Origin of the sequence: Dickeya undicola, from assembly GCF_000784735.1 — a bacterium.
Taxonomy (GTDB): Bacteria; Pseudomonadota; Gammaproteobacteria; order Enterobacterales; family Enterobacteriaceae; genus Dickeya; species Dickeya undicola.
In genome coordinates this window covers 473,118-496,902 of sequence record NZ_JSYG01000004.1, presented here as the reverse complement: position 1 = coordinate 496,902, position 23,785 = coordinate 473,118, and the positions used below count along the sequence as shown (strand labels likewise).

Below are 23,785 nucleotides of genomic sequence, written 5' to 3'. Positions count from 1 at the left end.
CAAAAACAGCGCTTTTTGTCTGTAAAATCAGCATACTTATTGGGCTTCTCTTTCTTTCGCCCACTCCAGAAATCGCTGGCGCGTTCCTTTGTCGGCTTGCTGAAACCAATACTGCATGATGCCGAGCGGATCCAGCGGATTGGCTGGCGCGTTGGTCATGGCAGGAGCCTTGGCAGGGGATTGTTGTACAAAGGTGATAACTGCGGCTGATTGACCTGAACGGTTGTAGTCAGCCATGCGTTTTTCGATTTCACTGGACAATTCCACCTCACCAACGCGCAACACATCGGTACGGATCGGGATAGGCTGATTTTTACTGTTCACCAGTTGGTAATCGGGTGACTGGCTGAAATCCCGCTGCGCATTCGGATTTTCCAGGTCTGGAAGGCGGATGGACACTTCGTTGAGGCTTTGTGTGTCGAAGACGGCAATCAGACCGGGCGAGCGATAAGTCTGTTTTGATCCAACTGATGGCCCAACCGTTCGCAGCGCCTGGAATACGATTTGATGTGAACCCTTTTCCAGTTCCAGACTGTCTGCGCCGTTAAGCAGCGAACCGGAGACTTTTTTCCCATCGATCATCATCAACTCAATATCAGGCCTGAGTTTCAACGTCGTCGCCATCGCCAGAGAACTGAGCGTAAGCAACCACAGTGTGGCGGCGATAGCGGGAAGTGTTTTCATACATGCCTCATTACGGTTCGGATCGCCATATTGTTCAGTAATGCACAGAATGTGTCAAAATTTTAAAAATGAAATATTTGGTTATTAATGCGTGGCGATGAGTCTGATACGTGTAGTGAACCCGCTTATGGATTTTGCTGGTGCGGCGTATCGGCACGGGTATTCTGCGTTACACTGATAACAGACAGCACTCTGGCTTTCGGCATCATGTCTGAGAACGGGGGTTGTCGGTTTAACGGTCACGGAGGCAACCATGCAAGACAGCGATATTAAAGCGGTATTGAATCAGGTGAAAACCATTGCACTGGTCGGGGCCAGCGAAAACCCTTCGCGCCCCAGTTATGGGGTGATGGCTTATCTCCTCGGACAAGGATATCGGGTGATTCCGGTTAGCCCACGTTTGGCAGGGCAAACCCTACTGGGGCAAACCGCTTATGCATCACTGAACGATATTCAGGAACCGGTTGATATGGTTGATGTCTTTCGCCAGCCAGATGCTGCATTTGAAGTCGCGCAAGCCGCAATTGCTATCGGTGCGCGGGTATTGTGGCTGCAAATTGGTGTTATCAATGAAGCCGCAGCAGTGCTGGCGCATGACGCGGGACTGACGGTAGTGATGGATCGTTGTCCGAAAATTGAAATTCCTCGCCTGGGGTTGGAAAAATAAGCGGTACTCCTCGCTTCCCGGTGGGGAATAACACTGGCGGCAATAAACATGTGCCGCAATCATGACATATCAGTGCAACAGGCGCGGGGCGCGGCGTCGGATCGTGGCAGCCAATTCATCCAGCGATGGATGCTCGGAAGGGTTGGGATCTTCATTGACCAGTTGCTCTTCTGCCAGATAGGTATGAATTGGTCGACCCTCTTCATCTTCCATCACCACGTGATACCAGGGGGCTGTTCGTAAGGTGTCATTGACCGCAAGCTCTTCCCACTTTGGTTGCTCAAGGGAGTATTCAGGATCAATATCAATGACGACACCGGGGTATCCCAATAGCTTATGACGAATCTGCTGTCCGATGGTGAATTTACAGTTAATCATATGACCTCCCGAGAAACGTGTTACGTACCCTAAATGGGGGGGCTGTGTGTGGTTTTCAAGTCGTCAGGTGGGTGACGATCTTCATCAGGAAGGCTTAGCCAGTCAGTTTCTTTACTGTATTAATAATAGGCTGAATGGTGGTAAAAATGCGTTAACTCTGATGTGTTTTTACACTGTATTCGCTGGCGACTGAGGGGGGCGATGATGTCGACGGTATCCGTGATTGTCTGGGTTTACGGCATGGTGCAAGGGGTGGGATTTCGTTATCACACCCAACTGCAGGCTCGTCAGTTGGGTGTACGTGGCTACGTCAGAAATTGCGATGACGGCAGCGTGGAAGTCGTCGCCAGCGGCGAGGCGTATGCCGTAGAGCAACTGGTGGCTTGGTTGAAGCAAGGAGGGCCGCGTCATGCACGGGTGGATAAGGTGCTGATGGAGCCGCACTCCGCCACCGATGAACGCGATTTTACCATTCGCTATTGACCCACACCTGAATATTCAGATGCATTTCACCGGTTTCGGCAGCCCGGCAATTTTGGTCGCCTGTTTGGCCGGACCTTTGGGAAACAGACGGTAGAGATAGCGACTGTTGCCTTTCTCCTCACCGTATTTCTGAGCCATGGCTTTAACCAGCATACGGATGGCGGGTGAAGTATTGAATTCGATGTAAAACGCTCTGACAAAACGCACGACTTCCCAGTGTGCATCGGTGAGCGTGATGCCTTCCTGTTCCGCCAGCACAGGGGCCATACTTTCCTGCCAGTCGCTGCTGTCTTTCAGATATCCCTGGGCATCGGTATCGATAACCCGGTCTTCAAACACTAACATATTGCCTCGGTATCACGTGAAAACGGGCGTAGTCTAGCAAACTTTGCCGTGCACACAGAAGAGAGCGCAAGACGCTGGTTTGAAACGTAGTGCTGTTTGAATGCGCGGCAACAAATGACAAGGCACCCGAAGGTGCCTTGTCTGACTGGTGTTGGATTGGCGTTGATACCCGATTAGTCGCGAGACATCCCCAACAGGCTCAGCAGGCTGACAAACAGGTTGTAGATGGAAACATACAGGCTGACGGTCGCACGAATGTAGTTGGTTTCGCCACCGTGAACGATGTTGCTGGTTTCCCACAGAATCGCTCCGGCACAGAACAGGATGAACATCGCGCTAATGGCAAGATGCAATCCTGGCAGATTCAGGAACAGGTTGGCAATCGTCGCTACCAGCAGCACCACAAAGCCAGCCATCAGCATACCGGACAGGAAAGACATGTCCTTGCGGGTGGTCAGTACATAGGCGGAGCAGCAGAAGAACACCAATGCCGTGCCGCCCAGCGCTAGCATGATAATGTCACTGGCACCGGCCGCGATCAGCGTGCTCAGCAATGGACCGAGGGTATAACCCATAAAGCCGGTCAATGCGAACGCAGCCAGAATACCCGCTGGACGATCTGCCAGACGGTATGTCAGGAACATCAGGCCGTAAAAGCCGACCAGCGTCAGGATCAGACCTGGGGACGGCAGGCCCAACACTGTGCTGAGGGTGGCGGTGACAGCAGAGAAACCCAGCGTCAGCGACAGCAGGAAATAGGTATTACGAAGTACCTTGTGGGTACTGAGCAGCGATTGCTCGCGAGTGGTAGAGGTAATAATGCGGTCCATAATAACGACTCTCTCTGTTAAGGGGGCCATTGTTGTCTTCAATGAGACTAAGTAGTTGCATTGTGTTATTAAAGCCGTTTTACCCTTCTTTACGCTGTTGACAATAAAAGCACGCCATTGACGATCAAAATTTGAGCCTGATGGCGATTTTGTACGCTTTCGATCGATTGCTGCCTGTTTTTCAGGCGATTGAGCGATGTGCTGCTTTACAATATCCGACACACTGTTTATAGTTCGCGTCGTTGCGGAGGAGTGGCCGAGTGGTTGAAGGCACCGGTCTTGAAAACCGGCGACGCGAAAGCGTTCTAGAGTTCGAATCTCTACTCCTCCGCCAAAATTCTTAACGGGTCAGCATTATGCTGGCCCGTTTTCGTTTATGCCGATATCTCAGTCTTCGACTCTGCTTCCCATTTTCACTCATGTCGTTATGCCAGCCTGCCCGGTGACGCAGTATGATAGTGCTTTGCGCTATGGGTTCTGGAGAAAAACGTGCGGGTGTTAATCGTTGTTGATATGCAGAACGGGGTGTTTGCTACGCCGCGTTATCAGCAGGACGTCGTGGTTGAGCGCATCAATCGGTTGATTGATGTGGCAGATCAGACCATTTTTATTCAGCACGCGGACGCTGACATGCCGCCCGGCAGCGAAGCCTGGCAATTATTGCCCTCGCTGCACCGCCCTGCGAACGCGATATCGGTTACCAAAACCGCCTGTGACGCATTTTATCGCACCGAACTGGCAGACACGTTGAACCGTCTTGATGTTCGGCATTTCACCGTATGTGGCTGTGCTACCGATTATTGTGTCGACGCTACCATCAAAAATGCCGCCAGCCGTGGCTATGCCCAGACGGTAGTCGGCGATGCTCATACCACGGCGGACCGTCGGGTGGTTAGCGCAGTGCAATTGATTGCCCAGCATAATGACGTCTGGCGCGATTTCATCATTCCCGGCAATTCACTGCGGGTGGAGGACACCGACGCTATCCTGCGCGAGTGGCTATCTGCGGCCTGATACTTATGCTTAATTAAGCTGAACGAAGCAGATCGTTTTCAAGCCAGCGCAGAATTACCTCGACGACATAGCGCTGTTCGTCATCACTCAGCGGGCGGTGCTGTTCAATGCGATGCCATTTCTCCAGGCAGCCTCGGCAGCAGGTTGCGGTGGCGTGCTGGGCGATAAACACCGGATGGCCGCGCATTGGGGTTTGTTTGCCGTCATTAACGGGTTCCGCCGGTGCCAGCCGTTGGGCAATAAAGTCGGTGGCGTGAGACGCAATCAGCGCTTTGCCCTTGGTGAAGCAATAGTCGCGCTCTTTGGTGCCCAGATGAAAACGCTGGCGGAAACGGGAGCGTGACAGCCGGGAAAACAGCGCATCAAGTGTTGTCATGCCCGAAATCTGTAGAGAATGGTTTGAGTGGGCCAAGACTACTCCTGACGCCAAGTGAGGGCAAGGCTCATAGGATAACCGGTTGTATTGTAATGGTAATGTTAAGACGTAAATCCGGCGTCGTTTCACAAATACCTCAAAAACGACATCGTGTGGCCGCAAACGGGACTACGCTTTCAGTAGAAGGCGGCTAACTCAAGGGGGCATGATGTGATGTACAAAACCATTTTAGTACCCGTGGATATTGACGAAGAAGCGTTGACCCAAAAGGCATTGTCACATGCCGTGGCGCTGGCCAGGCTTTCCGGCGCTACCGTCCACCTGTTTCATGCGCTGCCTGACGCTTCGGCGTTTATGTCGGCGTACTCGTTTGGTATCAAGGAGTTTGAGAATGAGGCGGTGATCAAAGCGGATGAGAAGCTGCATACCTTAATGAAAACCATTGATTTACCGGCGGATAAGCTCTCTCACAGTATCAGTTTTGGCATTCCGCGCGATGAAGTGCTGGAGCTGGCTCAGGAAATTGAGGCTGATTTGATCGTGATTGGTTCGCGCCGTCCCAATGTGAAGACCTACTTGCTGGGGTCGAACGCTGCGGCGATTGTCCGCCATGCTCAGACATCGGTGCTGGTGGTGAGGTAAACCGACTGGCGAGGCCCGGCGTCATGCTGATATTGGCGGCCTCGTCTTTCAACGTAACTGGCTGTCTTTGCTGCCGCGTCGGTTATAACCGCTGTTGACGGCCTGCTTCTTATCCCGCTTTTCCTGACACTGCACGCAAAAGCAAACCCCCGGTAATGCCAGACGGCGCGCCTGCGGAATAACTTCGCCGCATTCCTCGCAATACTCTGCACTGTCGCCCTGATGCAGCAGGCTACGGGCGCGGGCAATGGCATCATCCACCGTCGCGTCGATTTGCTCCTGCACTGCACCGTCACCAGACCAACCACTGGCCATGACGCACCTCTTATTGTGAATATAAAATCAATTGTGAATATAAAACCGACTGTCAGTATAAAACCGAAAAACCCATGCAGCATGAAACCGCATTTTCATTTTGAGTATGGCATGAAATGGCGAGAGGAACGTGCGGGGGGTAAAAAGCACAACATCATCCCGCTACGGCACCGGGTGCAATAGCTTGCATCATTCGTCACGACATCAACGGCATCTATTAGATGCTATTCGCGTTGGGGGGTTGTCACACTCACAGAGGCGACAGGTTGTTCGACACGTTGTGGCTGTGTGTTCTGGTGATGGAGAAAAGCGCCGATGGCGGAATAGGCAAAACGACCAAACAGAATAATAAAACTAATCATCAGTACAGTACGGGCTATGCGCGTACCGGATCGTCGTCGCTGACGAAGGGCTATGCGCCGTTTATGGATAATGGTGGACATGACGTTGGGTTCTCCTGTTATCGCGGATATTCGCTGTATTTTATTTAGGCACAAGCCGGATGGATGGTCAATGTGAGTGGGGGGAAAAGCGTGGAGTGGGGTAGCCAGACGTGCGGTTGATGGTGATTATGTGAATTACGTCACGGAAAAAAGCAAGTGCACCGTAATAACAGGTCGGACAGCAAACCCGGAGGCGCTGCCGACCTGGAAACCATCAGACGGGCTCTTCTTCGATGTCCAATTTCCAGCCGCTAACGTCTTCCCAATATTGCTGTTCTCGTTCCAGATCAAGCTGAACCAGCATGTTCTGGTTGAAGAACCCGTTCGGAAAGATCAGCGTCCACGCCGTTTCGCTGGCGATAAGGCGCAACGTTTTCGGCGTGGTGGTCGCCTGACGCTGGTTATTCAGCAGCGTGGCGAGGCGCAACAGTTGCACCATCGGCAGATACTGCTTCTTTTTGAACAGGTTGAAGCGCGGCAACTCTTCCAGCTTGACGGCCTTGCGGTGCAGCCGCACCGTCAGAGCCAGCAACTGCTGCTGCTCTTGATTGAAGCCCGGCAAGTTGGTGTTTTGCAGAATATAGGCCGAATGGCGATGCATACCGCTATGATTGATGCTCAACCCTACCTCATGCAGCATGGCCGACCATTTCAGCAGCGCTTCCAGTTGTGGGTGCACCAGTGAGGGATTCTGCTGCGCCCATTGGGCGTAAAGCTGTTCCGCGGTTTCTCGCACACGCTTAGCCTGCTCCCGGTCGATATTGTAGTGGCTGGCCAGACTTTGCGCGGTACGGATACGGATATCCTGATGGCGGAAGCGGCCCTCCATTTCGTACAACACCCCTTCGCGCAGCGCACCATCCGACAGGCGGAGTTCCTTGATCGCAAGCGCGTCAAACACGCCGCACAGGATGGCGAAGCCTGGCACTAGCACGCTCTGACGATCTTCAGTCAGGCCAGGCAGGCTGACCGCCCGGAAGTTTTTGAATTGCAGGATGCGTTCGCGCAGCATTTCCAGCCGTTCCGGGGTGATCAACCCATCTTTTTCCCCCATCGCCACCAAAATCTCACACGTGGCCTTGATGGTGCCGGAAGCGCCTAATGCGTAGTCCCAACCGTAAATACGGTATTCCCACGCCAGGGTTTCCAGTTTCTGAGCGGCCGCCAGCCGGGCGCGCCGGAAATTGACTTCGCTGATTTCGCCGTTGGGGAAAAACTGCTGGGCGAAGCTGACGCAACCCATGCGGCGGCTTTCCACCAGCATAGGTTCGAAGTCCTCGCCGATCACCAGTTCGGTGGAGCCGCCGCCGATGTCGATCACCAGCTTACGGCCTTTTTCCGGTTGGGTGTGTTCCACCCCCATGAAGATCAGACGGGCTTCTTCATGGCCGGAGATGATCTCGATCGGGTAGGGGATAATCCTGGCCGCGCGGCGCAGAAAATCCTGCGCGTTGACCGCTTGCCGCAAGGCATGAGTACCCACAATCGACACGTTAGTAGCAGGAAAGCCCTGCAGTCGCTCGGCAAACAGCGCCAGACAGCTCAGCCCGCGCTGGATGGATTCCTCACTCAGCCGGTTCTGGCTGTCCAGCCCATCGGCCAAATGCACGCGTTGTTTCAAACGGCTCAGTACCTGCAGTGCGCCATTGACGACGCGGGCAACGACCATGTGGAAACTGTTTGACCCCAGGTCGATAGCGGCGAATTCCTGGGGTTGCTCGGTATTGTGATTCGTTAAAGGCATTGGGTCAGGCCTGTTCTCCGGGTTGCTCAAGCGCCTTGATATAGTCATAGATGGCATTCTGGGCGCGTATCTTGCGCCGGTTGCCGCGGGTGACGTAGCGATTGCTCAGTTCCTTGTCTACCACACGGGTTTTTACCGTATCGCTGAACAAAATATCCAGAATGTCCAGCACCCGGCCCTTTAGCCTGTGATCCAGTACTTCCACTGCGACTTCGATACGGTAATCAATATTACGTGTCATCCAGTCAGCGGATGACAGGAAGACCTTGTGGTCACCGCCATTGTGGAACACATAGACGCGATCGTGCTCCAAATAGCGGTCCAGAATACTGATGACGTGAATATTATCGCTGATCCCAGGGAGTTCTGGAATCAGTGAACACATGCCGCGAACCAGCAGGTTGATTTTTACCCCGGCGCTGGAAGCCGCGTACAGACGGTCTACCAGTCCTTTGTCCACCAGGTTGTTGACTTTCAGGGTGATTTTAGCTTCCAGCCCCGATTGTGCGTTAGCGATTTCCTGATCGATCATTTGATAGAGACGTTCGCGGGAGTTCTGCGGCGACACCAGCAGATGGTCGAAGCTGACCGGACGGTATGGGTTCTCAATAAAGTTGAACACCCGGCGGACTTCGTTGGTGATGCGTTCGTCAGCAGTGAGCAGCGAGTAATCGGTGTACAGGCGTGCGGTTTTCTCGTTGAAGTTGCCGGTGCCGATGTGGGCATAACGCACGATGTTGTCGCCTTCTTTACGCGAAATCAGGAACAGTTTGGCGTGAATCTTCAACCCCGGCACCGAGAAGATAACGTGAACGCCCGCTTCCGTTAGCCGTTTGGCCCAGTGAATGTTGGCTTCTTCGTCAAAGCGAGCTTGTAGTTCCACCACCACGGTCACTTTTTTGCCGTTATGCGCGGCGTGAATCATCGAGTTGATGATGCGGGAATCTTTCGCTACGCGGTAAATATTGATCTTGATCGACAGCACGCTTGGGTCGAAAGAAGCCTGACGCAGCAGCTCCAGTACATGCTCGAAAGTATGGTACGGATAGTAAAGCAACACATCGCGGTGGCGGATGGCATCAAACCCGTTGCGGAACTGGCTGAACCAGTTGTGACGCAGGCGCGGCAGCGGTTTATTGACCAGATTGGCGCGGCCGATGTTCGGGAAACCGATGAAGTCTTTGAAATTGTGGTAGCGGCCACCGGGAATAACCGAATCGTAGGAGGAGATCCCCAGTTTACTCAGCAGGCACTCTACCATCGCGTCTGGCATGTCGCGCTGATAGACGAAGCGCACCGGCTTGGCGGTCAGGCGTTGTTTCAGGCTGGAGGACATCAGTTCCAGCAGGCTCGATTCCATTTCGGTGACCAGATCGTATTCGGCGTCGCGGGTCATTTTCATCGAGTAGGCATTAAGCGCGTCGAAATCGAAAAAGCCACGGAAAATATCGTCCAGACAATAGCGTAGGATATTGTCGATGAGAATCATGGTCTTGCGGCGGTGTGGTGCTTCCGGCGGCAAGTCGACGAAACGCGGCACCTTGTCAGACGGAATTTCCAGCAACGCGTAATCGGTCTTCTCGCCCCGGATGATTTCTACCGCCAGATAGGTGTAATCATCTTTCAGAAACTCCACCAGGTTGGTTTCTGTCAGAATCAGAATCGGCGTGATATGTGGGCGCAGATTTTGCCGGAAGTATTCGCGCAACCAGATTTGCTGGTTGGGGGAAACCTGGCGCTCGTTCACCAGAAAAATTTGGTTGCGGGCCATTTCCAGCAGCAATTCGTTGTACAGATTGTCGAACAGTTGGTCGGTTTTCAGGACCCTGGTCTGAATTTTACCGAGCAGATGGCGCAGTTCGCCAGCGGAGCCTTGTTCTTCGTTGATCAGGATACGGCGCTTCAGGTCGGCAAAGCGAACTTTGTAGAATTCGTCCAGATTGTTGGAGTAGATGCCGAGAAACCGCATCCGTTCAATTAACGGATTGGTTTTGTCCGCCGCTTCCTGCAACACACGCTCATTAAAGGATAACCAACTCAACTCTTTTTCTATGTAGAGTTTGTCCTGACTCATTGTCGCTCCGTTACACTATTTTGACTTAAGTGTAGCTAATATCCACGTTCATTATGGCGCGCAAATGACGATAAAAGCGAATGCGCGTATCGACTTACCATTGTCATATTACAGGCGTAAAGGCAACATATGTTACCCCGTCAGTGACGGGGAATTTAACTTCCTCTTCATTTTTGTAAGAGGGCGGACAAATTCACGACACGGCAGGAATAACGGCGACGCATGGCAGACACAGGCAATTTACCTTACCGGGACAGACAGCGGGCGTTTATCGACCGTTTGACACGCCGGATTGTGGTGGGGAGCGGGTGGCTGGTGTTGCTGGCGCTGCTACTGATCTTTTTTTATCTGCTGTATGTGGTGATCCCGCTGTTTTCCTCTGCGTCGATTCGGCCGCTGACGCCGGTGGCGGTAGATACCCGTGAACCGACGCTGGCGCTTGGCATCAATGATAACGGTCGCTGGGCTTTCCGGGTTGCGGCGTCCGGTTACGGCGAATTCATCGCGCTTGAGCAGGGTCAGTCTGTCGCGCGAGAGCGATTAGCGCCATCGGTTACGCTGGCAGCGATGAGTGTAGGTGAGCGCCCGCTATTGGTGTTGGGGCAGGCTGACGGTGCGTTGAGCGTGGTGCGCCCGGAAATGCCACTGTCTGGCGTGGGTGCACCGCAATGGCAATATCCACTGGGTGAGCAGCCACTTCAGCCTGTCGGGGCGGTGTCGCCGTTGCAGCATCTGGCGGTGGCCGAGTCAGACGATAAGCAATGGGTGGCGATGGTTGATGGTGATAACCGGTTGCAACTCGATTCGCTAACGGCTGTTGGTGCACAGCCTATCGGGCAGGCTGTACTGAGCGAACCAACAGAGCAATTGCTGCTGACGCCGAACGGGCAGCAGATCTACACCCTGAACGGCAATCGTCTGACGATATGGCAACGCAGTGAGCAAGCGCTTACCGCGCGTGAAACAGTCACGTTGCCGGGAACGGCACCCTTGTCGTTATCACTGCTGGCGGGCGGCCATTCGTTGCTGGTGAAATCCTCCGATGGGCTGGTCAGCCAGTGGTTCGATACCCCGACGGCACAAGGGCCGCGGCTGAGTGAGATTCGTACTTTCCCCACGGCAGGGCGGCAGTTACAACTGGTGGTTGAGCCGCGTCGCCGTGTTTTCGCCACCCTCGATCCGCAGGGGCATTTCTCACTGTTCGCCAGTAAACAGTTCGGTGAACTGATGAGCGCCTTACTGGTGCCACAAGCCAGGCTAGCCGCGTTTTCTCCCCGTGGGCGGGCATTACTGCTGGAAACGGAGACAGGCTGGCAACCCTATCAGTTGGACAACGCTTACCCAGATATTGGCTGGCGCGGTTTGTGGCAAAAACTTTGGTATGAAAACTATCCCGAGCCTGATTATGTCTGGCAGCCGACTGCGGCTGATGACAGTTATCAGGCCAAATTTAGTCTGGTCCCGTTATTGACCGGCACCTTCAAAGCCGCACTTTACGCCATGTCGTTCGCCGCCCCGCTGGCGTTGGCTGCTGCGATTTACACTGCCTGCTTCATGGCACCCGCGCTGCGGCGCTGGGTTAAACCGGCGATGGAAATCATGGGCGCGTTGCCGACGGTGGTGATTGGGCTGATTGCCGCACTCTGGCTGGCACCGCACATGGCTACCTATCTGGCGGCTATTTTATTGTTGCCACCGCTGTGGGCGCTGGCCGTGCTGGGGTGTGGTTGGTTGCTGGAGCAACTGCCGGAACGCTGGCGGCGCGGCGTGTCAGCAGGCTGGGACGCCGTACTGTTGATACCGGCGATGTTGCTGATACTGGCCTTTTCCTGCTGGTTGGGGCCGTGGCTGGAAATGCGCCTGCTGGGGCAGCCGCTCTGGCAGTGGATGGGCGATCATTTCAGCCAGCGTAATACGCTGGTGGCAGGGGTAGCGCTGGGGTTTGCGTTGATCCCGCTGATTTTCTCGCTGGCGGAGGATGCGCTATTCAGTGTACCGGCGCGGCTGAGTCAGGGGTCGCTGGCGTTGGGGGCGACGGCGTGGCAAACGCTGTGGCGGGTGGTGCTGCCATCGGCCAGTTCCGGTATTTTCGCTGCCCTGATGCTTAGCTTTGGTCGTGCCGTGGGCGAAACCATGATTGTGTTGATGGCGACCGGCAACACACCGGTGATGGATAACAGCCTGTTTCAGGGGTTGCGATCGCTGGCGGCCAATATCGCCATTGAAATGCCGGAAGCGGCGATGTCCAGCGCGCATTATCGGGTACTGTTTTTGGCTGCCCTGGTGCTGTTTGTGTTTACCTTTGTGGTCAATTCGCTGGCGGAGGTCATTCGCCAGCGTCTGCGTCGCCGCTATCGTGATGAAGGAGAATTGTCATGAAGCGTTGGTTCGGCACCGGAACGCCCTGGGTATGGCTGACGGCGTCCGCCATTACCTTCAGCCTGATTGCCATGATCGCGGTATTTGTGCTGTTGATCGGGCAGAGTGCGCGTTATTTGTGGCCGCAGCCGGTGTGGTTGTTCAGTTTGCAGGATTCTCAGGGCCGTGAGCGGCAGCTGATCGGCGAACGCTATGATGTGCAGCATCTGACCCGGCAACAGCTGATGGATACTGGCGTTGTGAATACGCCCGCAGAAGGCGCTACCCGTTATCTGCTTAAAACCGGGTGGCGGGAATTTTATGGTCAAAGCTTTCAGACGCTGTTGTCCACGTCGGTGACGGATGCCCGTTTGCCTGCTGATGTGCTGGCGGTACGTCGTACCACTAACGGTATGGCCTATGGCTATCTTGATGGTATGACCGAGGATGGGCAGCCGCTGGTGTCTGATAATCTGTCATCGACGCTGCAACAGCGTATTTTTCAGGTGCAGCAGTTGATGGCGCGCGCGCAGACCTTGCGCCTGGGAGCGATGAACCGGGTCAACCAGCAGTTCGATGCGTTGCGGTTGCAAGAAGAGAAACTGCGCCGGGAAAACCGGTTGGATGACCGGGCGCAGGCACGCCTCAAAGCTGAACGCACCGAGCTGGAGCGTCATTTCAGCGAGCTTAACCAGCAACTGATAGCGCTCAATACCGACATCAACCGGAGTGCCGTGTTACTGCGGGATGCGCAAGGGCAGCAGCATACCATTCCGGTCAGGATGATTGATCGGGCCTGGTATCCGAATGCGATGACCACCCCTGAGAAAGTGCAGCAAACGTTGCAGGTGCTAAGCACTATGCTGACCCGGTTCGAGCCGGACGACAGCAGCCCAGGTCAGCTGTTTCCAGCAATTTTTGGCACCGTGCTGCTGGTTATTTTGATGTCGATTATCGTGATGCCGCTGGGGGTGGTGGCGGCGGTGTATCTGCATGAGTACGCCGACAACAACAGCCTGACACGTTGGGTGCGGATTGCCGTGGCGAATCTGGCCGGGGTGCCGTCTATTGTCTACGGTGTGTTCGGACTGGGGTTTTTTGTTTATCTGGTCGGCGGCACGCTAGACAGCCTGTTTTACGCTGAGTCGTTGCCTAACCCGACATTCGGCACGCCGGGGTTGTTGTGGGCGTCGCTCACGCTGGCATTGCTGACGTTGCCGGTGGTGATTGTGTCCACCGAAGAGGGATTATCGCGTATTCCGGTATCGATGCGTCATGGCTCGCTGGCGCTGGGAGCGACCCGTGCAGAAACGCTGTGGCACGTGGTGTTGCCGATGGCGGTGCCAGCGATGATGACTGGGCTGATTCTGGCGGTGGCGCGGGCGGCGGGGGAAACCGCGCCGTTGATGCTGGTCGGTGTCGTGAAGTCGGTGCCAGCGCTGCCAGTGGATGATATCTTTCCCTACCTGCATCTGGAGCGAAAGTTCATGCATCTGGGGTTCCAGATTTATGATCTGGCGTTTCAGAGCCCGGATGTGGAAGCTGCCCGCCCATTGGTTTATGCCACGGCGTTGCTGCTGGTGTTGATTGTGGTGGCGTTGAATCTGGCAGCGATTGGCATTCGCCATGTGCTGCGTGAAAAATACCGAGCGATGTCACTCTGAGTGGCGGGAGAATAGTGATGGGAATGCCGAAACAACTGGAACGACTCCCCGTGATGGATGTCCACCGGTTGACGGATGATCAAACGGCCTTGTCGGTCGACGGGCTGAATCTGTATTACGGCGATAAGCAGGCGCTGAGCGATATCTCCCTGCGCATTCCAAAGCACCGTGTGACCGCGTTGATTGGGCCGTCTGGGTGCGGGAAATCCACCTTGTTGCGCTGTTTTAACCGCATGAACGACCTGATGGAGACGTGCCGCATTGAGGGTGATATTCGGCTGCAAGGGATGCCTGTCAACGATCCGACAATGGATGTATCGACGCTGCGCCGCCGGGTCGGCATGGTATTTCAGCGTCCCAATCCATTCCCCAAATCTATCTATGAAAACGTGATCTATGGTCTTCGTCTGCAAGGTGTGAAAGACCGGCGGATGCTGGATGAAGCGGTGGAAAATGCGCTGCGGGCCGCGGCGTTGTGGCATGAAGTAAAAGACAGGCTTGGTGACAATGCGCTGACGCTCTCCAGCGGCCAGCAGCAGCGGCTGGTGATAGCCCGTGCCATCGCCATTGAACCAGAAGTGTTGCTGCTGGATGAACCGACCTCGGCGCTGGACCCCATCTCGACGCTGGTGATTGAGGAGTTGATCGGTGCGCTGAAACGCCGTTTTACGCTGGTGCTGGTGACCCACAACATGCAGCAGGCGGCGCGAGTGTCTGATTATACGGCGTTTATCCATCATGGACGGTTGATCGAATATAACGAGACTGACGCACTGTTTACCGCGCCTGCTGAACGTCGTACCGAAGATTATATTACAGGGCGTTTTGGTTAAGCTGAACCTCACGACAAGGGCGACTGTCGTGGGGCGATAGAATAAAGCTTATATCAACCAAAAGAACACAACTCTCATCGTAAAATAACGATGGGTGAATATTTTTTTTGATGGTAATTGTGCCGGTTTTACTTATTTCCTGTATTTGATCTGTGTCAGCATTATTTTACTTATTAGAACGTATAACACGAATACACCTGGTTTTAACTAGATGTGATTGATTCGGTGAATTACTCTTTCCTGCGCAGCAATTGGCTGTTTATTTAAATGGAATTACTAGGGATGAAAACGTCTATAAAAATGGGGTTGGCACTGGGATTGTTGTTGGCTACCGCATCTTCTGCGTTCAGTGCGCCAGCTCCAGCACTGAGTGGATTGCGCGTTAAGGTCTTATCCGGCACATTCGGTGGCAGCTGGTATTACCCACCGGTTAACACTGTAGCAATTGGCCCAGGTTATGCGGGTGGCACATTGCAGATTGCTGTTGTTGAAACCGGGTATGGTGGTAATCGTATTGGTTGGATCAATGGCACACAAAAGAAACCTGACTCCGTGAAACTGGCGTGTCTGGTGAGAGGGGAGATGACGGACAATTGCCCCAGAGGTGCCACAGGTGCGGGATGGATTGCGTATTTTAATGCGAATTACCTGACATCGGTGAATTTCCGCTATCAATCAACATCGGCGAATTTCCCCTATAAAACATTGAGCACGTCACTGAATATTAAATAATTTTTCAATAATACCGTATCAGTAAGACTACACCTGACAGGCAGCCCATACGCTGCCTGTTGTCCTTTTCGGGGGATCTTTTTCGCGACTGGCATTGCGAAAATGAGCCTTGCCCTGAAGGGCCAACGCTTCGCGTTGTTCAAAACGCAATACGTTTTGTCCTGCAGCTCGAATTATTTAGGGTATATTTCATATTTCCAATGATTCAATTTGCTGAATGCCAAAAAAGATAAATTGCTGATAATATCCCCGTATTAATATAATTTGATTTGTATTTTCCGGTTGGTTTCTATTTTTTCTTTATCTATATTTTCTCTAATTTTTATTTGTTTCTTGAATGGTGTTGTTTATTTCTATTTTTTACTGGAGGCAATCTTTTGTGCTGATTAGTATGCCATGGCAGCAATGGGCTGCATATTTAATGGAACCACTCAGGATGAGAATGTCTATAAAAATAGGTTTTACGCTGGGTATGGTCGTGGCGGCACTTTCGCCAGTTTATGCTCAAACCTCTGATGAACCGGTGCAAACCGTGATTACGGCGCTCGATTCTCCGTTTGTTGATAATCCACTGTCAGCCAGTTCGGAACAGGATGTGTCCTCTTCCGAACACAAAGCGCTGCGTGCGCCCGCTCCCGCATTGAGCTCGGTGCGTGTGTACGCGGTGTATTCTTCGCTGAAAGGCGGCTGGCAGGCGGTGCCGACCAATACCTTTACACTGTCTGGTTATGCGGGTGGCACCACGTTGCGCATTGCCGTGCTGGAAGTGGGGTATGGTGGTAACCGCATTGGCTGGTTGAATGGTGGGCAAACCAGCCCGTACCAGGTTAATGCTGTCTGTATTGTCAGTGGCCGCTATACCGAAAGCTGCCCGGCTGGCTCAATTGTTTCGGGGTGGATGGCATATTTCAATGCAGACAATATGTCGTCGGTGGTGTTCCGTTATCAATCCACATCAACTAATTTCCCGAATCGCACATTGAGCACCTCGCTTAATATTCAATAAGTGTCATACAACAGGCAGCACGTGCGCTGCCTGTTTTTTTAAGCGGTGACAGTTTCAAACCATGACGTTTTGAAGACGAACTTGTTTCTAAAGTTTTAATTAATTGCAAAGAAATAGCGTACCTGAACAAGTTGAGAAGACGCGTTAAGCGATATTTTATGTGTTGGATCAAAATAATTGATACGCGTCATTAATTATCCGTGTGATCGAACCCGGTGGTGATAAAATAACAACGGGTTTTATTCACGCGTATGAACGGTAGGCATTATGAGATTCAGCACCATGAGCGAAGGTGACATCATCACCGAGCTTTGTCGGCGCATAAAAGACGCCCGTATTCAGCAGCGGTTGTCGCAGGTGGATCTGGCCGAGCGGGCCGGGCTTGGCATCGCCACCATCAAGCGGGCGGAAATGGGCGAGTCGATCACCTTGAGCAGCCTGCTGGCGATTTTGCGCGGGTTGAACCGCTTACATCAGCTGGAAGGCGTGCTGTTTGATACTGAAGTCGAGAATTTCAATGCGCGCCTGAATGGCGGGCAAACGCGTGCGCCGTTGCGCATTCGCAAGAAAAACACCGATGCCGCTGCACCTGTTGCTGCGCCGGAGTCGATGCCTAAACCGGTCGCCAGCGCGCTTGACTGGTATGTTTCCGCCGCTGAAAACAACCTGATCTGGTCCTGGCCGGATAGCGAAAAAAAACCTTCCTGAAAAAACGCCGGGCATGAGCCCGGCGCGTGAGTCTGTTTTAACTGCCTGTGATGAACGCTTATTCGCACTGCACCACTTTGATTGCCAGACCACCACGCGAGGTTTCGCGGTATTTGGCGTTCATGTCTTTACCGGTTTCGTACATGGTTTCAATCACTTTATCCAGTGAGACACGAGGTTCACTGGCACGGCGGATAGCCATGCGTGCGGCGTTGATGGCCTTGACGGACGCAATGGCGTTGCGTTCGATGCATGGCACCTGAACCTGACCGGCCACCGGGTCGCAGGTCAGCCCCAGATTGTGTTCCATACCGATCTCCGCAGCGATGCATACCTGTTCCGGGTTAGCACCCAGCAGTTCCGCCAGGCCAGCCGCTGCCATTGAGCAGGCTACGCCCACTTCGCCCTGACAGCCCACTTCCGCTCCGGAAATTGAGGCGTTCATTTTGAACAGAATGCCGATGGCACCCGCCGCCAGAAAATAGCGCAGACAGGTATCCGGCGTTACCGGCTGGATGAAACGGTCATAGTACGCCAGTACGGCGGGGATAATACCGCACGCGCCGTTGGTGGGAGCCGTCACCACCCGGCCACCAGCGGCGTTTTCTTCCGATACCGCCATGGCGAACATGTTTACCCAATCCATCGCATCCATCGGGTCGTTGGAGAAACGACCGTTGGTGAACAACAGGCGGTGCAGTGCCGAGGCGCGACGCGGCACTCGCAGCGGGCCGGGCAAGACACCTTCGGTGTTCATGCCGCGATGAATGGCGTTCTGCATCGTTTGCCAGACGCTGGCGAAGTAGGCTTCCAGTGCGTCACGGCCGTGCATGGCGATCTCGTTTTTCATCACCACCGCCGACAGTGACAGGCAGTTGTCGTGGCAGTGTTGCAGCAATTGCCGGGCGGAATAGAACGGCCAGGGCGCGCGCTCTTCCTGTGTCATCGGCTGACCGAAATGTTCCTGATCGACCACGAAACCGCCGCCGATGGAGTAGTAGGTTTTGCTGTACAGCACCTTCTGGCTGGCGTCGAGCGCGCGGATCGTCATGCCGTTTTCATGCAGCGGCAGGTTCTCCGGCTGAAAGCGCAATGCGCTGTCCAGCGGGAAGCTGACGTCATAGCGCCCGTTGATCAATGGCAGACGGCCGGTATGCTGCACCTGCTGAATAAACGCTGGGATGGCGTCGATATCTACGCTGTCCGGCAGGTTGCCCGCCAGTCCCATAATGATGGCGATGTCGGTATGGTGGCCCTTGCCGGTGAGGGCCAGTGAGCCGTAAACATCGACGACAATGGCATCAACCGATGAAATCAGGGACAGGCTGACCAGTGAGTCGGTGAACATGTTGCCAGCTTTCATCGGGCCAACGGTATGCGAACTGGAAGGGCCGATACCAATTTTGAAAATATCAAATACGCTGACCATAGGGGGTTCCTTTCAGCTGACGCAGGCAGCCGGGCCGCCTGCGTCGGGAGGGGACAGAGGTATTACTCGAACAGGGTGTAGACGATGGCGGTGATGGCGATCAGACCCAGCAGGGTGACAAACACATTACTCAACGCACCGCTGTACTGACGCATAGCTGGCACTTTACGGATAGCGTACATCGGCATCAGGAACAGCAGGCAGGCGATAACCGGGCCACCCATCGTTTCAATCATACCCAGAATGCTCGGGTTCAGGGTGGCGACCAGCCAGGTGGTGACCAGCATGAACAAGGCGGTGATGCGGTTCAACTTGGCGGTTGAGACGGTTTTACCGCGGCTGCGCAGCATTTTCACCATCATGCCGTTAAGGCCTTCGCCAGCACCCAGATAGTGACCCAGGAACGACTTGGAGATAGCGATAGTGGCGATAACCGGTGCCAGGTAACCCATAACCGGGTTGTTAAAGTGGTTAGCCAGGTAGGACAGAATCGAAATGTTCTGCGCCTTGGCTTCCATCAGGTCTGATGGGGAGAGCGCCAGTACGCAACTGAACACGAAGAACATTACGGTCAGCACCATCATGATGTGGCTACAGGCCAGAATGCGGGAGCATTTTTTCTCGGCGTTGTCGCCATATTCACGGCGTTTGGCGACCGCGAAAGACGAAATAATCGGCGAATGGTTGAAGGAGAACACCATGACCGGAATCGCCAGCCATAACGTTGCCAGCAAGCCATTACCGGTGGTGCTGTTGGTCAGAGAAATATTGTGGAAGACGTTGGTATTCCAGTGAGGAACTAAATACAGCGCCAGCATCATTAATACGGCTACGAACGGATAAACCAACACACTCATGGCTTTCACGATCATGGCTTCGCCAAAGCGGACAATAAACATCAGCCCCAGAATCAATATCAGAGACAGAATGGCTCGCGGTGGTGACGGTAAATGCAACTGATGAGTAATGAAACTGTCAACAGTATTGGTAATGGCAACACTATAAACCAGAAGGATCGGGTAAATAGCGAAAAAATAAAGCAGGGTGATTAATTTTCCCGCACCTGTACCGAAGTGTTCTTCTACTACTTCAGTAATATCTTCACCACCTTTTTTACCGGATAAGACAAAACGGCATAATGCGCGGTGAGAATAATACGTCATTGGAAAAGCAATAATTGCCATGATAATCAACGGAATCAATCCGCCAATACCGGCATTGATGGGCAAAAACAGCACGCCCGCCCCGATTGCCGTGCCATACAGGCCCAACATCCAGACGGTATCACTTTTGCGCCAGCCTGAAGCTTGCTCCAGTACCTGACTGCTGTCTTGAATTGTGCTCATGCGTGTTTCTCCTTGGTGAACACAGAGTATAAAAAATACCGTACCGGCGGCAGGCCAATACAGAGATAATTCGCAGGTGTCACACGAGACATCATGTGAATCGGGGTAATCTTTTTTGTGGCTGCATTCTATATCCTGACTGTTGGGGAATAATAGTGAGGCGATCACATAAATGAATTGAGGTCAATTATTTTAACCCCAATTAATTAAAAATAAAATATCAGGATTGATGCGTTAAAATGTTTATTTTTAGCGGTATCTTTTTTGATGCGTTAATGTGGCTAATTAAGAGGCTAACGGAGCGGAAATATGTTTCACGAGAAATATCGATGGATGAAATAAATAACCAGAAAAAGATATTTATTGTGGAAACTGAGGAAATAATAAACCCAATCATCATAATGTCACGTAAAAATATAGCGTTAGGTACTGACGAACCGCTGTCGGCTCGCCAGTATCATTAAATGACTCAGCAGTCCAGTTGCTGCTGGGCCCAGACCAGCCCGGACTGATAGGCACCCGGCAACAACGGTGCCAGTGCGCTCAGCGTCTGGCCCAGTTGTGCTGCATCCGGGTGATTGAGATTCAGGTGACCCACCTTGCGGCCTGGGCGTACCTCTTTCTCATACCAGTGCAGGTGCACCAATGGCAACGTCAGCCAATCGATATTCACGTCGGTGCCGATCAGGTTGACCATCACGGAGGGGCTGGCAACAACCGGGCTCGGCAACGGCAGGCCAAGAATCGCCCGCAAGTGCAGTTCGAACTGACTGATGGTGGCACCGTTTTGCGTCCAGTGGCCGCTGTTGTGCACCCGTGGCGCCAGTTCGTTGATCAGCAGGTGATCGTCCACCACGAAACATTCCATCGCCATGACGCCCACGTAGCCGAGACGGTGCATAATGGCCGACAGCATCTGCTCCGCCTGCTGTTGCAGGTGCGGCTGTGGTTGCGGCAGTGCCACGCTGGCGCGCAGGATACCGTCTTCATGCAGGTTGCGGGTCAGCGGGTAGAATACGCAATCACCTGTGGCGCTGCGCGCGCCGACCAGCGAAACTTCGCCGGAAAACGCGATACCCTGTTCGACGATGCATTCGCCGTAGCAGTCGGCAGGTAGGCTATGCGCTTCGCCGGGACGAATACGCCATTGACCTCGGCCGTCATAGCCACCAACACGGCGTTTAACGATCGCCAGTTCGCCCAGCGTTGCGAATACCGACGGCCACTCTTGTACCGAGGCCAGCAACTGCCAGGGGGCGGTGGCCAGATTCAGTTCGTCCAGCAGCTGTTTTTGGGTGTAGCGATCGGCCAGACGCGGAAAAATATCACGGTTGACGAACGCCGGGTGCTGCGCTAACTGGCGGGTCAGCGCCGTTTCCGGCCAACGTTCAATTTCAGCGGTGATGACGCTGTGTTGTACCGGCACCGATTCCGGCTCGGCATCCAACCCGACCGGATAAACGGCGATACCCAGCGGCTCGCCAGCCTGACGCAGCATACGGCCCAGTTGACCGTTACCCAGTACGCAAACCGGTTTCATGCATCCTCCCGCGGGTCTGGGTGGTTCAACACCTCGTCAGTTTGTGCCTGACGCCAGGCGGCCAGACGAGACGCCAGCGCGCTGTCGTGACGCGCCAGAATCTGTGCGGCCAGCAAGGCGGCGTTCGCGGCACCGGCTTTGCCGATGGCCAGTGTACCGACAGGAATACCGCGCGGCATCTGCACAATCGAATAGAGGCTGTCGACACCGCTTAACGCGGCGCTCTGCACCGGAACACCCAGCACTGGCACCAGCGTTTTGGCCGCCAGCATACCCGGCAGGTGAGCGGCGCCGCCTGCACCAGCAATAATAACGTCAAAGCCATTTTGGTCTGCCTGTTCGGCGAAGCTGAACAGTTTGTCTGGCGTGCGGTGTGCGGAGACAACTTCAACGTGATAGGGCAAGTTCAGCGTGGTGAGGATCTCTGCAGCAAACTGCATGGTGGCCCAGTCACTCTTTGAACCCATGACAATAGCGATTTTCGCCGGGGCAGCGTTGGATGACATGCCTGTAATGCTCCTGTGGTTTGCATGACGGTGGTGATTCATGTCGATGATCGAGTATGACAGTAATCGTGCATGATGCGGTCATTGCGTGGCGCAACGGCGACCTGAAGTGGGGGCTACAGGTCGCGAGGGCGTAGAGCATACCATGAGCCAGAAGGGAGGAAAACGGTTGCGTGGCGATGAAATGGGCCGTTAACGGAGAAAATCAGTGTAAACGTCGCGTTACAATGGAAAGGCAATCAGACGGACGTCGTCTGCGGTCACCCGCAGCATTGACCCTTCCTGATGCCAGGCACCCAGTACCGCGCGTTCAGCGTGAACATCAGCGTGTTCGATAGCATGTATTGCCGGGCGATGGGTATGACCGTGGATCATCAGTGTGGCTTGATAGTGCCGCAAGCGGGCCATCACTTCATCAGCGTTGACGTCCATAATGGTCATGGATTTGTGCTGGTTGGCCTGCTGGCTGGCGGCACGCATACGGGCGGCGATACGCAGTCGCAGGAACAACGGCAGCCACAGGAAAAGCCGCTGGATGAGCGGATTATGCACCTTGCGGCGGAAGTTCTGGTAGGCGTGATCGTCGGTGCACAGAGTATCGCCGTGTAGCAGCAACGTGCGACGGCCATAGAGGTCAAGCACCGTTTCCGTGGCGAGCAACTGCAGACCGCTCTGGCGAGCGAAGCGCGCACCGAGCAGAAAGTCGCGGTTGCCGTGGGCGAAATAGCAGGGTACGCCGGTATCGGCCAGCGTCTTTAACGCCTTCGCCACCGTAGTGTGCAGTGGGGCCGGGTCGTCGTCACCAATCCAGGCATCGAACAAATCGCCGAGGATGTAGAGCGCGTCGGCACCGGGTGCCTCTTCATGCAGAAAACGCAGAAAACCGGCGGTGATCGCCGGTTCCTGTTCGCTCAGATGCAGATCGCTAATAAACAGCGTGGTCATGCAGCAGGCGTTACTCGCTGACGGTTACGCTGGTGACGATCACGTCTTCTTTCGGTACATCCTGATGCATACCGCTGCGGCCAGTGGAGACGGCTTTGATTTTGTCAACCACGTCCATGCCTTCCGCTACTTCAGCGAATACACAGTAACCCCAGCCGTTTACGCTTTCAGACTTGAAGTTCAGGAAGTCGTTGTCCACCACGTTGATGAAGAACTGGGCGGTCGCTGAATGCGGGTCATTGGTGCGAGCCATGGCTAGCGTGCCACGGTTGTTGCCCAGACCGTTGTTCGCTTCGTTCTTGATCGGCGCGTTGGTGTTTTTCTGGTTCATGCCGGGTTCGAAGCCACCGCCCTGGATCATGAAGCCGTTGATCACACGGTGAAAGATGGTGTTATCGTAAAAACCGCTGCGGCAGTAGTTCAGGAAGTTTTCCACGGTAACCGGTGCCTTTTCCGGGAAAGTATTGATGACGATATCGCCGTGGTTGGTATGAAACGTAATCATAGATGAACCTTACTTAGCCATAGTACACAGAATGATGAGAGATATTCACCGAGGCGCCAAGCCGCCAAGAGCGCTCTTATAACATAAGTGAATGGCTGAGTCAGCACAGCGGCGAGGCTGGCGGAGAAATGTAAAAACGAGCATGGAATTTCATTCAAATAAAATCACTAAATATTGATATTTAATTGAGTTTATTTGAAATATATTTTTGTTGCGCT

At 53.8% G+C, this 23,785-nt stretch carries 24 protein-coding genes and 1 tRNA gene; 11 read left to right on the top strand and 14 right to left on the bottom strand.

Annotated features, from left to right (window positions below; genetic code table 11):
• Positions 1–36: 36 nt before the first annotated feature.
• Positions 37–684 (bottom strand): DUF2057 family protein, encoded by a 648-nt coding sequence (locus OB87_RS03055; RefSeq protein ID WP_033567933.1) that lies wholly within the window; start codon positions 682–684, stop codon positions 37–39.
• Between the two features lie 253 nt (positions 685–937).
• Between OB87_RS03055 and OB87_RS03050 the strand changes: the two genes are divergently transcribed.
• Positions 938–1,351 (top strand): CoA-binding protein, encoded by a 414-nt coding sequence (locus tag OB87_RS03050; RefSeq protein ID WP_033567932.1) that lies wholly within the window; start codon positions 938–940, stop codon positions 1,349–1,351.
• A 69-nt stretch (positions 1,352–1,420) separates the two neighbouring features.
• On the opposite strand, the gene hspQ is transcribed toward OB87_RS03050, so the two are convergent.
• The gene (hspQ, locus tag OB87_RS03045; protein WP_033567931.1) at positions 1,421–1,729 is read right to left on the bottom strand and encodes a heat shock protein HspQ; all 309 of its coding nucleotides are present in this window, start codon (positions 1,727–1,729) and stop codon (positions 1,421–1,423) included.
• A gap of 204 nt (positions 1,730–1,933) precedes the next feature.
• Between hspQ and yccX the strand changes: the two genes are divergently transcribed.
• Positions 1,934–2,212 carry an acylphosphatase gene (yccX, locus tag OB87_RS03040; RefSeq protein ID WP_200884263.1) on the top strand — a complete coding sequence of 93 codons (279 nt, stop codon included), beginning with the start codon at positions 1,934–1,936 and terminating at the stop codon, positions 2,210–2,212.
• Between the two features lie 15 nt (positions 2,213–2,227).
• On the opposite strand, the gene tusE is transcribed toward yccX, so the two are convergent.
• A complete protein-coding gene (tusE, locus tag OB87_RS03035) occupies positions 2,228–2,557 on the bottom strand; it encodes a sulfurtransferase TusE (protein WP_033567929.1) in 330 nt (109 codons plus the stop codon).
• A 173-nt stretch (positions 2,558–2,730) separates the two neighbouring features.
• Positions 2,731–3,387 carry an FtsH protease modulator YccA gene (gene yccA, locus OB87_RS03030; RefSeq protein ID WP_033567928.1) on the bottom strand — a complete coding sequence of 219 codons (657 nt, stop codon included), beginning with the start codon at positions 3,385–3,387 and terminating at the stop codon, positions 2,731–2,733.
• Between the two features lie 246 nt (positions 3,388–3,633).
• Here yccA and OB87_RS03025 point away from each other — a divergent pair.
• Together OB87_RS03025 and OB87_RS03020 are read left to right on the top strand one after the other, a co-directional pair.
• Positions 3,634–3,721 (top strand) — tRNA-Ser (locus tag OB87_RS03025).
• Between the two features lie 155 nt (positions 3,722–3,876).
• Positions 3,877–4,401: an isochorismatase family protein gene (locus OB87_RS03020; protein ID WP_033567927.1), complete on the top strand. Its 525-nt coding sequence runs from the start codon at positions 3,877–3,879 to the stop codon at positions 4,399–4,401.
• 13 nt (positions 4,402–4,414) lie between these two features.
• Here the strand turns inward: OB87_RS03020 and OB87_RS03015 are convergent, their stop codons facing one another.
• Positions 4,415–4,777 carry a DUF4186 domain-containing protein gene (locus OB87_RS03015; protein ID WP_033567926.1) on the bottom strand — a complete coding sequence of 121 codons (363 nt, stop codon included), beginning with the start codon at positions 4,775–4,777 and terminating at the stop codon, positions 4,415–4,417.
• Positions 4,778–4,990: 213 nt separating this feature from the next.
• Between OB87_RS03015 and OB87_RS03010 the strand changes: the two genes are divergently transcribed.
• On the top strand, positions 4,991–5,419 hold the full coding sequence (locus OB87_RS03010) for a universal stress protein (protein WP_033567925.1): 429 nt from the start codon (positions 4,991–4,993) through the stop codon (positions 5,417–5,419).
• A 48-nt stretch (positions 5,420–5,467) separates the two neighbouring features.
• Here the strand turns inward: OB87_RS03010 and OB87_RS03005 are convergent, their stop codons facing one another.
• The 3 genes from OB87_RS03005 to ppk1 form a co-directional block, all read right to left on the bottom strand.
• A complete protein-coding gene (locus OB87_RS03005; RefSeq protein ID WP_033567924.1) occupies positions 5,468–5,734 on the bottom strand; it encodes a DksA/TraR family C4-type zinc finger protein in 267 nt (88 codons plus the stop codon).
• Between the two features lie 657 nt (positions 5,735–6,391).
• On the bottom strand, positions 6,392–7,921 hold the full coding sequence (ppx, locus tag OB87_RS02995) for an exopolyphosphatase (RefSeq protein WP_033567922.1): 1,530 nt from the start codon (positions 7,919–7,921) through the stop codon (positions 6,392–6,394).
• A 4-nt stretch (positions 7,922–7,925) separates the two neighbouring features.
• Positions 7,926–9,995, bottom strand: coding sequence for a polyphosphate kinase 1 (ppk1, locus tag OB87_RS02990; protein ID WP_033567921.1), 2,070 nt, complete (start codon positions 9,993–9,995; stop codon positions 7,926–7,928).
• A gap of 222 nt (positions 9,996–10,217) precedes the next feature.
• On the opposite strand from ppk1, the gene OB87_RS02985 reads away from it, so the two are divergent.
• The 6 genes from OB87_RS02985 (at position 10,218) to OB87_RS02960 (ending at position 17,296) form a co-directional block, all read left to right on the top strand.
• Positions 10,218–12,374, top strand: coding sequence for an ABC transporter permease subunit (locus tag OB87_RS02985; protein WP_033567920.1), 2,157 nt, complete (start codon positions 10,218–10,220; stop codon positions 12,372–12,374).
• A complete protein-coding gene (pstA, locus tag OB87_RS02980; protein ID WP_033567919.1) occupies positions 12,371–14,017 on the top strand; it encodes a phosphate ABC transporter permease PstA in 1,647 nt (548 codons plus the stop codon). The genes OB87_RS02985 and pstA overlap by 4 nt, the downstream gene beginning before the upstream one ends.
• 17 nt (positions 14,018–14,034) lie before the next feature.
• Complete coding sequence (gene pstB / locus OB87_RS02975; protein WP_033567918.1) at positions 14,035–14,850, top strand: phosphate ABC transporter ATP-binding protein PstB; 816 nt, start codon at positions 14,035–14,037, stop codon at positions 14,848–14,850.
• Between the two features lie 282 nt (positions 14,851–15,132).
• Positions 15,133–15,582 (top strand): DUF4879 domain-containing protein, encoded by a 450-nt coding sequence (locus tag OB87_RS02970; protein WP_050515608.1) that lies wholly within the window; start codon positions 15,133–15,135, stop codon positions 15,580–15,582.
• A 442-nt stretch (positions 15,583–16,024) separates the two neighbouring features.
• Complete coding sequence (locus OB87_RS02965) at positions 16,025–16,588, top strand: YolA family protein (protein ID WP_200884262.1); 564 nt, start codon at positions 16,025–16,027, stop codon at positions 16,586–16,588.
• A 267-nt stretch (positions 16,589–16,855) separates the two neighbouring features.
• Positions 16,856–17,296, top strand: coding sequence for a helix-turn-helix domain-containing protein (locus tag OB87_RS02960; protein WP_033567916.1), 441 nt, complete (start codon positions 16,856–16,858; stop codon positions 17,294–17,296).
• A 58-nt stretch (positions 17,297–17,354) separates the two neighbouring features.
• Here OB87_RS02960 and OB87_RS02955 read toward each other — a convergent pair whose 3' ends face one another.
• The 6 genes from OB87_RS02955 to ppiB all read right to left on the bottom strand — a co-directional run bounded on the left by OB87_RS02955 (position 17,355) and on the right by ppiB (position 23,567).
• Entirely contained in the window at positions 17,355–18,725 is a 1,371-nt protein-coding gene (locus tag OB87_RS02955) for an L-serine ammonia-lyase (RefSeq protein ID WP_033567915.1), read from the bottom strand.
• 62 nt (positions 18,726–18,787) lie between these two features.
• The gene (locus OB87_RS02950; RefSeq protein ID WP_033567914.1) at positions 18,788–20,071 is read right to left on the bottom strand and encodes an HAAAP family serine/threonine permease; all 1,284 of its coding nucleotides are present in this window, start codon (positions 20,069–20,071) and stop codon (positions 18,788–18,790) included.
• A 469-nt stretch (positions 20,072–20,540) separates the two neighbouring features.
• Entirely contained in the window at positions 20,541–21,611 is a 1,071-nt protein-coding gene (gene purK, locus OB87_RS02940; RefSeq protein ID WP_033567912.1) for a 5-(carboxyamino)imidazole ribonucleotide synthase, read from the bottom strand.
• On the bottom strand, positions 21,608–22,117 hold the full coding sequence (purE, locus tag OB87_RS02935; protein WP_033567911.1) for a 5-(carboxyamino)imidazole ribonucleotide mutase: 510 nt from the start codon (positions 22,115–22,117) through the stop codon (positions 21,608–21,610). The genes purK and purE overlap by 4 nt, the downstream gene beginning before the upstream one ends.
• A 222-nt stretch (positions 22,118–22,339) precedes the next feature.
• Positions 22,340–23,062: a UDP-2,3-diacylglucosamine diphosphatase gene (gene lpxH, locus OB87_RS02930; RefSeq protein ID WP_033567910.1), complete on the bottom strand. Its 723-nt coding sequence runs from the start codon at positions 23,060–23,062 to the stop codon at positions 22,340–22,342.
• Between the two features lie 10 nt (positions 23,063–23,072).
• Positions 23,073–23,567: a peptidylprolyl isomerase B gene (gene ppiB, locus OB87_RS02925; RefSeq protein WP_033567909.1), complete on the bottom strand. Its 495-nt coding sequence runs from the start codon at positions 23,565–23,567 to the stop codon at positions 23,073–23,075.
• Between the last annotated feature and the right edge of the window lie 218 nt (positions 23,568–23,785).

Coding starts and splice junctions, on each gene's coding strand:
- OB87_RS03055 (WP_033567933.1), bottom strand. CDS start 684: ATGAAAACACTTCCCGCTATCGCCGCCACACTGTGGTTGCTTACGCTC.
- OB87_RS03050 (WP_033567932.1), top strand. CDS start 938: ATGCAAGACAGCGATATTAAAGCGGTATTGAATCAGGTGAAAACCATT.
- hspQ (WP_033567931.1), bottom strand. CDS start 1,729: ATGATTAACTGTAAATTCACCATCGGACAGCAGATTCGTCATAAGCTA.
- yccX (WP_200884263.1), top strand. CDS start 1,934: ATGTCGACGGTATCCGTGATTGTCTGGGTTTACGGCATGGTGCAAGGG.
- tusE (WP_033567929.1), bottom strand. CDS start 2,557: ATGTTAGTGTTTGAAGACCGGGTTATCGATACCGATGCCCAGGGATAT.
- yccA (WP_033567928.1), bottom strand. CDS start 3,387: ATGGACCGCATTATTACCTCTACCACTCGCGAGCAATCGCTGCTCAGT.
- OB87_RS03015 (WP_033567926.1), bottom strand. CDS start 4,777: ATGACAACACTTGATGCGCTGTTTTCCCGGCTGTCACGCTCCCGTTTC.
- OB87_RS03010 (WP_033567925.1), top strand. CDS start 4,991: ATGTACAAAACCATTTTAGTACCCGTGGATATTGACGAAGAAGCGTTG.
- OB87_RS03005 (WP_033567924.1), bottom strand. CDS start 5,734: ATGGCCAGTGGTTGGTCTGGTGACGGTGCAGTGCAGGAGCAAATCGAC.
- ppx (WP_033567922.1), bottom strand. CDS start 7,921: ATGCCTTTAACGAATCACAATACCGAGCAACCCCAGGAATTCGCCGCT.
- ppk1 (WP_033567921.1), bottom strand. CDS start 9,995: ATGAGTCAGGACAAACTCTACATAGAAAAAGAGTTGAGTTGGTTATCC.
- OB87_RS02985 (WP_033567920.1), top strand. CDS start 10,218: ATGGCAGACACAGGCAATTTACCTTACCGGGACAGACAGCGGGCGTTT.
- pstA (WP_033567919.1), top strand. CDS start 12,371: ATGAAGCGTTGGTTCGGCACCGGAACGCCCTGGGTATGGCTGACGGCG.
- pstB (WP_033567918.1), top strand. CDS start 14,035: ATGGGAATGCCGAAACAACTGGAACGACTCCCCGTGATGGATGTCCAC.
- OB87_RS02970 (WP_050515608.1), top strand. CDS start 15,133: ATGAAAACGTCTATAAAAATGGGGTTGGCACTGGGATTGTTGTTGGCT.
- OB87_RS02965 (WP_200884262.1), top strand. CDS start 16,025: ATGTCTATAAAAATAGGTTTTACGCTGGGTATGGTCGTGGCGGCACTT.
- OB87_RS02960 (WP_033567916.1), top strand. CDS start 16,856: ATGAGATTCAGCACCATGAGCGAAGGTGACATCATCACCGAGCTTTGT.
- OB87_RS02955 (WP_033567915.1), bottom strand. CDS start 18,725: ATGGTCAGCGTATTTGATATTTTCAAAATTGGTATCGGCCCTTCCAGT.
- OB87_RS02950 (WP_033567914.1), bottom strand. CDS start 20,071: ATGAGCACAATTCAAGACAGCAGTCAGGTACTGGAGCAAGCTTCAGGC.
- purK (WP_033567912.1), bottom strand. CDS start 21,611: ATGAAACCGGTTTGCGTACTGGGTAACGGTCAACTGGGCCGTATGCTG.
- purE (WP_033567911.1), bottom strand. CDS start 22,117: ATGTCATCCAACGCTGCCCCGGCGAAAATCGCTATTGTCATGGGTTCA.
- lpxH (WP_033567910.1), bottom strand. CDS start 23,062: ATGACCACGCTGTTTATTAGCGATCTGCATCTGAGCGAACAGGAACCG.
- ppiB (WP_033567909.1), bottom strand. CDS start 23,567: ATGATTACGTTTCATACCAACCACGGCGATATCGTCATCAATACTTTC.